Annotated in this window: 12 protein-coding genes; 8 read left to right on the top strand and 4 right to left on the bottom strand. The window is 64.7% G+C overall.

The genetic code is table 11. From position 1 onward, the window contains the following. The first annotated feature begins 297 nt into the window (after positions 1–297). The 3 genes from NKH35_RS26500 (at position 298) to NKH35_RS26490 (ending at position 2,736) form a co-directional block, all read left to right on the top strand. On the top strand, positions 298–1,389 hold the full coding sequence (locus NKH35_RS26500) for a hypothetical protein (protein WP_023703725.1): 1,092 nt from the start codon (positions 298–300) through the stop codon (positions 1,387–1,389). 269 nt (positions 1,390–1,658) lie between these two features. Continuing rightward, positions 1,659–2,279: a nucleoside triphosphate hydrolase gene (locus tag NKH35_RS26495; protein WP_023671222.1), complete on the top strand. Its 621-nt coding sequence runs from the start codon at positions 1,659–1,661 to the stop codon at positions 2,277–2,279. An 85-nt stretch (positions 2,280–2,364) separates the two neighbouring features. Further along, a complete protein-coding gene (locus tag NKH35_RS26490) occupies positions 2,365–2,736 on the top strand; it encodes a hypothetical protein (RefSeq protein ID WP_023683605.1) in 372 nt (123 codons plus the stop codon). A 25-nt stretch (positions 2,737–2,761) separates the two neighbouring features. Here NKH35_RS26490 and NKH35_RS26485 read toward each other — a convergent pair whose 3' ends face one another. The 3 genes from NKH35_RS26485 to NKH35_RS26475 all read right to left on the bottom strand — a co-directional run bounded on the left by NKH35_RS26485 (position 2,762) and on the right by NKH35_RS26475 (position 5,087). After that, positions 2,762–3,466 carry a glutathione S-transferase family protein gene (locus NKH35_RS26485; RefSeq protein ID WP_023671224.1) on the bottom strand — a complete coding sequence of 235 codons (705 nt, stop codon included), beginning with the start codon at positions 3,464–3,466 and terminating at the stop codon, positions 2,762–2,764. Positions 3,467–3,618: 152 nt separating this feature from the next. Then, the gene (locus NKH35_RS26480; RefSeq protein ID WP_023671225.1) at positions 3,619–4,827 is read right to left on the bottom strand and encodes a beta-ketoacyl-[acyl-carrier-protein] synthase family protein; all 1,209 of its coding nucleotides are present in this window, start codon (positions 4,825–4,827) and stop codon (positions 3,619–3,621) included. A 5-nt stretch (positions 4,828–4,832) separates the two neighbouring features. After that, on the bottom strand, positions 4,833–5,087 hold the full coding sequence (locus NKH35_RS26475; protein WP_023671226.1) for an acyl carrier protein: 255 nt from the start codon (positions 5,085–5,087) through the stop codon (positions 4,833–4,835). 235 nt (positions 5,088–5,322) lie between these two features. On the opposite strand from NKH35_RS26475, the gene NKH35_RS26470 reads away from it, so the two are divergent. From NKH35_RS26470 to NKH35_RS26450, 5 genes are read left to right on the top strand one after another with little or no spacing between them, the layout of a single operon-like run. Continuing rightward, positions 5,323–6,144 carry an urease accessory protein UreD gene (locus tag NKH35_RS26470; protein WP_081726189.1) on the top strand — a complete coding sequence of 274 codons (822 nt, stop codon included), beginning with the start codon at positions 5,323–5,325 and terminating at the stop codon, positions 6,142–6,144. 30 nt (positions 6,145–6,174) lie between these two features. Then, on the top strand, positions 6,175–6,477 hold the full coding sequence (locus tag NKH35_RS26465) for an urease subunit gamma (RefSeq protein ID WP_023689153.1): 303 nt from the start codon (positions 6,175–6,177) through the stop codon (positions 6,475–6,477). A 10-nt stretch (positions 6,478–6,487) separates the two neighbouring features. After that, the gene (locus NKH35_RS26460; RefSeq protein WP_023671229.1) at positions 6,488–6,742 is read left to right on the top strand and encodes a DUF1272 domain-containing protein; all 255 of its coding nucleotides are present in this window, start codon (positions 6,488–6,490) and stop codon (positions 6,740–6,742) included. Between the two features lie 29 nt (positions 6,743–6,771). Beyond that, entirely contained in the window at positions 6,772–7,365 is a 594-nt protein-coding gene (locus tag NKH35_RS26455; RefSeq protein WP_023689154.1) for a HupE/UreJ family protein, read from the top strand. An 8-nt stretch (positions 7,366–7,373) separates the two neighbouring features. Next, the gene (locus tag NKH35_RS26450; RefSeq protein ID WP_352916903.1) at positions 7,374–7,679 is read left to right on the top strand and encodes an urease subunit beta; all 306 of its coding nucleotides are present in this window, start codon (positions 7,374–7,376) and stop codon (positions 7,677–7,679) included. A 26-nt stretch (positions 7,680–7,705) separates the two neighbouring features. Here the strand turns inward: NKH35_RS26450 and NKH35_RS26445 are convergent, their stop codons facing one another. Beyond that, on the bottom strand, positions 7,706–8,203 hold the full coding sequence (locus NKH35_RS26445; protein WP_023689155.1) for a hypothetical protein: 498 nt from the start codon (positions 8,201–8,203) through the stop codon (positions 7,706–7,708). Between the last annotated feature and the right edge of the window lie 86 nt (positions 8,204–8,289).

Here is an 8,289-nt window from a genome sequence, read left to right as displayed (position 1 = left end):
GGGGGCGCTCGACGCACGGCCGCACCCGTGGGGGGGGGGGGGGTAGTATGCGGCCTGTGTCCCCCCACCCCCCCCCTTGGTGGGGTGTGGGTCCCGTGTTCGGGGTGGGGGGGGGGGCTCCTCGTAGGGCGCTACCCCCACCCCGTCGATCGATCTACGCTTCGCTCCGATCGCTCGCCGACCCTCCCCACAAGGGGGAGGGTAAAAATCGCCCTGATGCAAAATGCCGGTCGCTGTGCTTGCGCATCCCTCGCGGAGCGGGTTTGTTCGCTGCCATCAGAATCAGCAGGTGCGCGGATGGATACGGTCACGATCAAGGCAAAGGGCATTTCGGTCACGCTCGATCTCACTGTCGGCCATATCGCCGACATGACGGTCGACAGCGATGGCCGCCAGCTGAAGCCGCTGCACCGCGCGCCCTGGATCGATGCTGGCGAGACGCTGCCGCCGGACCTGCCTGAAGGCACGGTGCGGCTGTCGGGCGATTTCCTATGCGCACCGTTTTCGGCCAGCGACATCGAGGCCGCACCGCTGCATGGCTGGCCGGCCAACAGCCCCTGGGATGTCACCGTCAGCGAAGCGACATCCGACGGCTGGCGGGCCGTCTTCCGGTTGCGCCGCACGGTGATGGGCGCGACGGTCGACAAGATCTTCACGCTCCGCAACAGTCATCCCTTTCTCTATCAGGAGCATGTCTTTTCCGGCGGTTCCGGAGCGGTCTCCGCCGCCCACCATCCGATGGCGGCGATGCGCGATGGCGGCCGGCTGGCCTTTTCGCCGAAGCGCTTTGCCGGGACACTGGACGCACCGCTGGAGCCCGATCCGGCCCGCGGCCGCTTCAAGCTTTCCTATCCCGCCCGCTCGACCGATCTGACGCGCTTTCCAGCCACTGGCGGCGGCACGCTCGATCTCACCGACTACCGCATGGAGGATGAGCGCGAGGATTTCATCACCCTGGTCGAAGCCGATCATGACGGTCCGGGCTGGACGGCGCTGGCGCGCCGGGCCGAACAGGATCTGGTGCTGGTGCTGAAGAACCCGGCGGAGCTTCCGGTCACCATGCTGTGGTTCAGCAATGGCGGCCGCGACTACGCGCCGTGGAGCAGCCGCCATCGCGGCGTGCTCGGCATCGAGGACGGCCGCGCCGCCATCGGCCATGCCGCATCGATCGACGACAATTGGCTGAAGCGCGAAGGGGTCGCGACCGCTTTTACCCTCGGCGGCGAAGTCTCCTTCCGCCATGTCATCGGCACGCTGCCGCTGGCGAGCGGCGAGCCGCCGCGCGCTATCGGGACAGCCTCAGGTCACATGCATCTCACCGGAGCCGATGGTTCGACCCGCGATGTCGCATTCGACAGCGATTTCCTGCGGATCGGCCAGCCCGGCTGATTTTCGAACGCTGGCCCTGCCCCTCACCTGCCTGCCGGCATCCTCGACACACGGCACATGGAGCTTGTCCGCCGCACCGCCGCGCCAACCAATCTGCTTGGCGCTGCGGCGGACGCATAGGGGGAGAAGTGTTACCCATCTATCGGCTGCACACCGGCAGGGCGACGAGGGGCAGCGCTGACGTGGCGGATGTCGTGAGATTGCCCAAATCGCGGTTTGAAATTTCCTCAAACTGCCGACAAGATGCAAAGCATAACTGGAAGCGCCCAATGTCCGAAATCGCCCATCTCGCCGCCACCATCTTCAAGCGCGCTGGCAAGGCGAAACGCTTCATCGTCGCCATTGCCGGCCCGCCCGGCGCCGGCAAGTCGACGCTCTCGGCCGGCCTGCATGATCTGTTGCCGGAGGGCGCGGCTGAAGTCGTGCCGATGGACGGCTTCCACTATGATGACATCGTGCTCGACCAGCGCGGCCTGCGGTCAAGAAAGGGCGCGCCGGAGACTTTCGACTTCGCCGGCTTCGAGACGCTGTTGAAGCGCATCCGTTCGGGCGAGCCAGACATCGCCATTCCGGTGTTCGACCGCAGCATGGAATTGTCGCGCGCCGCCGCCTCCATCGTTGCCGCCGAGACCAAGTTCATCCTGGTCGAAGGCAATTACCTCCTGCTGGACGAGGAGCCGTGGTCGCGGCTGGCGCCGCTGTTCGACTTCACCATCTTTGTCGATGTGCCGCGTGCCGAACTCGAGCGCCGCCTTCTGGTGCGCTGGCACGAGCATGGCCGCTCCGACGAAGACGCCCGCGCTTGGATCGCTTCCAACGACATGCCCAACATCGATCGCGTGCTCGGCCGTCGCAGGTCCGCCGACCTGGTTGTTGGCGATCCCGCATAGTTCGCTGGACTTCGGAACGGGAACCTTAAGACTTTCAGGTCGTTATCTCTCATCGGCAATCGTGCCGCCGTGAGGGAACCGTCAGATGGCAACCAAGGCAAAAACACCCGCCAAGAGCAAGACCGCTCAACCCAAAGCCAGGCAGGCAAAGGCCACGCAGGCGAAGGCAGGCGCCGGCCCGGCGATCGCCGAGCGGTCCAAGGACGCAAAGCCGGCTTTCGGCAAAGCGGCGCCAAAGAAGGTAGAACCGGTGGCGACGGCAAAGGTGACGGCGAAAACCGCCAAACCCAAGAAGCCGGCAAGCAGCGGCTCGGTGGCCGGCGGCGCGATGCGCACCGTCAAGGCGACCGCCAATGTCGCCGCTGGTGCGGTGGCGGCGACAGCCAGGGGCGCTGCGTCGCTCGCTGCGTCCGTCATCGGCAAGGGCGGCTCGAAAAGCAAGGCCAAGGCGAAATAGACCCGGCTGCTTCGGCTGGCCGAGGTCAATTCCTGGCGGGAATGGTCAGGCCGCGCTGCACCGCGGGCCGCGCCAGCCCGCGCTCCAGCCATGCCGCGACGGTGGGGAAGTCGTCGAAGCCGACGAGTTCGCGCGCCTCGTAGAAGCCGATCAGATTGCGCACCCAGCCCAGCATCGAAATGTCGGCGATGGTATAGTCGTCGTCCATGATCCAGGTTCGACCCTTCAGCCGCGTCTCCAGCACCCCGATCAGCCGCCGCGATTCATTGCGGTAGCGATCCAGCGGCCGCTTGTCGGCGATCTCGCGTCCGGCGAATTTGTTGAAAAACCCGACCTGTCCGAAAATCGGCCCGATCGCCGCCATCTGGAAGAACACCCATTGGATGGTCTCGTAGCGCCGCGCCGGATCGGCAGGGATCAGCTTGCCGGTCTTGTCGGTGAGGTAGAGCAGGATGGCGCCGGATTCGAACAGGCCGAATGGCCTGCCGCCCGGCCCGTCGGGGTCGATGATCGCAGGTATCTTGCCGTTCGGGTTCAGCGACAGGAATTCCGGCGTCCAGCTCTGGTCCTTGCCGATATCCACCAGATGCGCCTCGTAGGGGAGGCCGAGTTCTTCCAGCGCGATCGAGACTTTCACCCCATTCGGCGTCGTCGCGGAATAGAGCTGCAGGCGGTCGGGGTGGCTGGCCGGCCAGCGCTTGGTGATCGGAAAGGCGGACAGGTCGGTCATCGAAAGCTCCGGTCGGGAATTTGGCGCGGTATCGCGCCGTCTGGCGAGTTGCGAAGGATTATCCTCGGCTTCTTTGCCGATCAACCGGTCGAAGGTGCACACACCGTCTTCGCAGTCATTCAGGGCCAGTCGCTCAGGCCAGTCGCTTGCCGTCAGACCGCCTTGAACGCCACCACGGCATTGGTGCCGCCGAAGGCAAAACCGTTGCTGATCGCCGCGCGCACCTTGCGCTCGCGCGCCACATTCGGCGTGATGTCGAGATCGCAGTCGGGGTCGGCCTGCCGGAAATTGGCCGTCGGCGGCACGATGCCTTCGCGGATCGCCATCACGCAGGCGATCATTTCCAGGCCGCCCGAGGCGCCGAGGCAATGGGCATGCATCGACTTGGTCGACGACACCGACAGCTTATAGGCATGGTCGCCGAAGACGCGCTTGATTGCCGCCGTCTCGATCTGGTCGTTGGCCTTGGTGCCGGTGCCGTGGGCGTTGAGATAGTCGACGTCCTCGGGATTGAGCCCGGCGTCCGCCAGGCAGGCGCGCATCGCCGCCGTCGGTCCCTCGACAGTCGGCGCGACGATATCGGAAGCGTCGGCGGAAAGGCCGGCTCCAGCAAATTCGGCCAGAATGGTCGCGCCGCGCGCCATGGCGTGTTCATACGTTTCCAGCACCGCCATTCCAGCACCTTCGCCGAGCGACAGGCCTTGGCGATCGGCCGAGAACGGCCGGCAGGTATCGGGCGCCAGCACCCGCAGGGCCTCCCAGCCCTTCAGGATGCCCCAAAGCAGCGGCGCGTCGGTGCCGCCGGCGACCATGACATCGGCGCGGCCGAGCCGGATCTGGTCGACCGCCGAGGCAAAGGCGTGATTGGACGAGGAGCAGGCCGAAGTGACGCCGAACACCGGCCCGCGCAGGCCGAGATTCATGCTGACATGGCCGGATGCCGCACTCGGCATCACTTTCGGCACGGTGAAGATGCCGGCCCGGTTCTTGCCGTCGACCAGGATGGCGCGATAGTTCTCCTCGATCGCCTCCCAGCCGCAGACGCCGACGCCGACAACCGCGCCCATCCGGTAGGTGGTTGCTTCAGTCGATGTCAGGCCGGCATGCTGCATGGCTTCGCGCGCGGCAATCGTCGCCAAAAGGCTGAAGCGGTCCATCGACACGGTCTGCTTGTGGCTGATGCCATGGTCGGGCAGCGTCTTGATTTCGCAGCCGACCTTGACCTTCAAATCATGCAAACCGGGATTGCTGATTTGACCGATGGCCGATCGGCCGGCCCGCATTTCGTTCCAGATTGCAGGCGCATTGGCGCCGAGCCCGCATATGCCGCCGATGCCGGTAATGACGACGCGCTTTTGCATTCAGCTCAGGCTTTTTTCGCAATCAGCGCGCGAACAGCCTCAACCATATCGCCGACATTCTTGAGATTGCTCCAGGCATCGACCGTGTTCATCTCGATCTCGATGCCGTACTGCTCCTCGAGATCGAAGATGATCTCGGTCAGTTCCAGGGAATGGATGCCAAGCGCGGTCAATTCCGTATTGGTGGTGATCTCTTCGCCACCGGGCTCCGCATGTGCCCTGATCTTGGCGATGATTTCCGTTGCCAGCTCGTCAGCCATTCGATTCCTTCCCCAATTTTATAACGTCGCGGTGCCGATTGGTTGGCGCCCCTGTTGCCTGGACTGAAATCGCCGTCGCCTTCAAAAACCCGCCAGGCGCAGCATGACCGTTCCAAAGAGGCTCCCTCTATAGAAACGGAAACGCTGTCAAGCAACAAGCTATATCAACAAGCACCATATCGACAAAGCGCCGGGAGTGCTTAACGTTAGCGCCGTGGATACGTTGCAGCATGTCTTGATCCCAGCTCTTCCGGCCCAGCGCGCGGCCGGGGCGGCCCGGCTTGCGTGCGGCGTCAGGGATGGACGCACCCGGCTTTTGCGCCTCTATCAGGACGGCTCGGCCAAAATCCGCATGCCGGCCGTTGCGGCCGATCCGCTCGAAGCCGTGCTCATCAACACCGCCGGCGGTCTGACCGGCGGCGATCGGCTCGGCTGGGAAATCGATGTCGGGCCAGGTGCCTCCGCCTCGATAACCACCCAGGCCTGCGAAAAGATCTATCGTGCCGCTAGCGACCGCGCCGAAGTTCGGGTGAAGCTCAGCGTCGGCGCGGGCGGGCGTATCGCCTGGCTGCCCCAGGAAACCATCGTCTTCGACCGCTCGGCCTTTGCCCGCACGCTCGAGGTCGAGCTTGCCGCAGGCGCCGAGGCATTGCTGCTTGAAGCCACCATATTCGGCCGCCTCGCCATGGGCGAAGAGGCCGCGCACGGCCATTTCCACGACCGTTGGCGTGTCCGCCAGGATGGTGCGCTCGTTCATGCCGAGGATTTCCGCATCGGGCCGGCTATCGCGGCGGCACTTGGCCGCCCGGCGGTCGCCGGCGGCGCCATTGCCGCTGCGACGCTGCTGATGGTCTCGCCGCAGGCCGAAGCCTTGCTCGATCCGGCCCGCGACATCGTCGGCGCCGACGGCGATGCCAGCGCCTGGAGCGTCAAAAAATCTGGCAAGCTTCTTGCGAGGCTGTTTGCCGAGGACGGCTATCAGCTGCGCAAGCGGCTGGTTCCGCTAGTCGAACTGCTCAACGGGCGGGCGGGTCTGCCCAAATTATGGTCACTCTGAGCCAAATACAGGCCAAATCCAGGAAAGCGCATGAACCTGACGCCGCGTGAAAAGGACAAGCTGCTCATCGCCATGGCGGCGATCGTGGCGCGCAAGCGGCTGGAACGCGGCGTCAAGCTCAATCACCCCGAAGCGATCGCGCTGATCACCGATTTCGTCGTCGAGGGCGCCCGCGACGGCCGCCCGGTCGCCGAACTGATGGAGGCCGGCGCCCATGTCATCACCCGCGGGCAGGTGATGGAAGGCATCGCCGAGATGATCCACGACGTGCAGGTCGAGGCGACCTTTCCCGACGGCACCAAGCTGGTGACCGTTCACGAACCGATCAGGTGAGGAGAAAACGATGCTGGAGCTGCGACCGAATTGCGAATGCTGCGACAAGGACCTGCCGCCGGAAGCGGCGGACGCGCTGATCTGCACCTTTGAATGCACCTTCTGCGCTGACTGCGCTGAACATGTGCTGGGCGGCGTCTGCCCGAACTGCGGCGGCAATTTTTCCGCACGCCCGATCCGCCCAGTGGAGAAACTGGTGAAATATCCGGCCTCGACCCAACGCGTGCTCAAGGCCGAGGGCTGCGGCCCGCGCAAGGCTGCGTGATTGTTTTCGTGACTTCGAAGGGAAGACCGATGATCTCTGCTTCAACCAAACGCACCACGCTTGCAGCGATCCTGCTGCTGGCGGCGGCGATGCCCGCCTATGCCCATGTCGGCATCGGCACGACCTCGTCCTTCGCGGCGGGCTTCGCGCATCCGCTGTCCGGCCTCGACCATATGACCGTCATGGTAGCCGTCGGCCTGTGGGCGGCGCTCAAGGGCGGCAAGGCAATCTGGGCCTGGCCGCTGGCCTTTGTCGGCGTCATGCTGGTCGGCGGCGCGCTCGGCATGCTCCACGTGCCGGTGCCTTTCGTCGAACCGGGCATCCTTGCCTCCGTCGTCGCGCTTGGCTTGCTGGTGGCGTTGGCGGTCGATCTGCCGGTCTCGGCCGGAGTCGCCATCATCGGCCTGTTCGCGCTGTTCCATGGCCATGCCCACGGCACCGAAGTGCCGGAAAATGCCGGTGGACTTGACTATATGGCCGGCTTTGCCGTTGCCACCGCACTTCTCCATGCCATGGGCATCGCTGCCGGCCTTGGCCTCGGCATGCGCTTTCGCGGGCTTGCCCGCGCCGCTGGCGCCGCTTGTGCTGCAGTCGCCGTCGGCCTGGTCTTCGGCGTTTTGTGAGGCTAACGATGATTCCCGGCGAAATCATCACGGCAAGCGGCGACATCGAGCTCAACAAGGGGCTGCCGACGGTGACGCTGAAGGTGGCCAACAGCGGCGACCGGCCGATCCAGGTCGGCAGCCACTACCATCTCTTCGAGACCAATGAGGGGTTGAAATTCGATCGCGACAAAGCGCGCAGCATGCGTCTGGACATTGCCGCCGGCACCGCGATGCGCTTCGAACCGGGACAAGAGCGGGACGTCACGCTGGTGCCGTTCGGAGGAAAACGCGAGGTCTACGGTTTTCAGCAGAAGATCATGGGCAGGCTGTGAGATCGACGGGGTCGGGCGCCCTGAGGTCAGTTCGACGGCCTGGCCGCCGCGTAGATGACGATTCTTGCCGAGCCGTCGAATTCCACCGCAAGGACGTCTTCCGTAAGCACGCGCCGCGAATCGATGGCGTTGAACAGCAAGGCGTTGGCGTCGATCTCCTTGCGCAGTTCCGCAATGTCATCCTGATGCTGTTCGACCTTGCTCTCGACCGCCGGCGGCGGGCCGCCTTCGCTGCGCGCCGCGTCGGTGAGGAAGACGATATCCACAGTATCGAGCTTGGACGTCTTGCGCACGGCGCCGATGTTCTCACGCGTCCGCTCGATCGCGGTGATGATCTTGTTGGTCTGTGGTTCCGTCCGCGCCTCCTCCTGCCGGACATCGGAGCCGACGATCCTGTTGACGGTGTCGGCCCGGTTGACGGCGTCAGCGCTTTCAAGACCTTGCGCGGCTTGCGGGCCGAAAGCTGCGAGAAATGTGCAGGCAGCAAGGCTCTGGAGCCATCTGGTGTCGGCAAAGACAGGCATTGCTCGCTCCTGGTGGACTTTTCTGTGCAACGCCGTTCGGCGCCAAAGGAACGAAACGCCTCCTGTCGGGCGAAGGTTCCCTGTGG

Origin of the sequence: Mesorhizobium sp. M1143, from assembly GCF_040318435.1 — a bacterium.
Classification (GTDB): Bacteria; Pseudomonadota; Alphaproteobacteria; order Rhizobiales; family Rhizobiaceae; genus Mesorhizobium.
Note: the sequence above shows the minus strand (reverse complement) of the source record. Positions and strands in the feature narration are given on the sequence as shown.

Bases quoted from the DNA above. Each gene is read 5' to 3' on its own strand.
- NKH35_RS26500 (WP_023703725.1), top strand. From the start codon at position 298: ATGGATACGGTCACGATCAAGGCAAAGGGCATTTCGGTCACGCTCGAT.
- NKH35_RS26495 (WP_023671222.1), top strand. From the start codon at position 1,659: ATGTCCGAAATCGCCCATCTCGCCGCCACCATCTTCAAGCGCGCTGGC.
- NKH35_RS26490 (WP_023683605.1), top strand. From the start codon at position 2,365: ATGGCAACCAAGGCAAAAACACCCGCCAAGAGCAAGACCGCTCAACCC.
- NKH35_RS26485 (WP_023671224.1), bottom strand. From the start codon at position 3,466: ATGACCGACCTGTCCGCCTTTCCGATCACCAAGCGCTGGCCGGCCAGC.
- NKH35_RS26480 (WP_023671225.1), bottom strand. From the start codon at position 4,827: ATGCAAAAGCGCGTCGTCATTACCGGCATCGGCGGCATATGCGGGCTC.
- NKH35_RS26475 (WP_023671226.1), bottom strand. From the start codon at position 5,087: ATGGCTGACGAGCTGGCAACGGAAATCATCGCCAAGATCAGGGCACAT.
- NKH35_RS26465 (WP_023689153.1), top strand. From the start codon at position 6,175: ATGAACCTGACGCCGCGTGAAAAGGACAAGCTGCTCATCGCCATGGCG.
- NKH35_RS26460 (WP_023671229.1), top strand. From the start codon at position 6,488: ATGCTGGAGCTGCGACCGAATTGCGAATGCTGCGACAAGGACCTGCCG.
- NKH35_RS26455 (WP_023689154.1), top strand. From the start codon at position 6,772: ATGATCTCTGCTTCAACCAAACGCACCACGCTTGCAGCGATCCTGCTG.
- NKH35_RS26450 (WP_352916903.1), top strand. From the start codon at position 7,374: ATGATTCCCGGCGAAATCATCACGGCAAGCGGCGACATCGAGCTCAAC.
- NKH35_RS26445 (WP_023689155.1), bottom strand. From the start codon at position 8,203: ATGCCTGTCTTTGCCGACACCAGATGGCTCCAGAGCCTTGCTGCCTGC.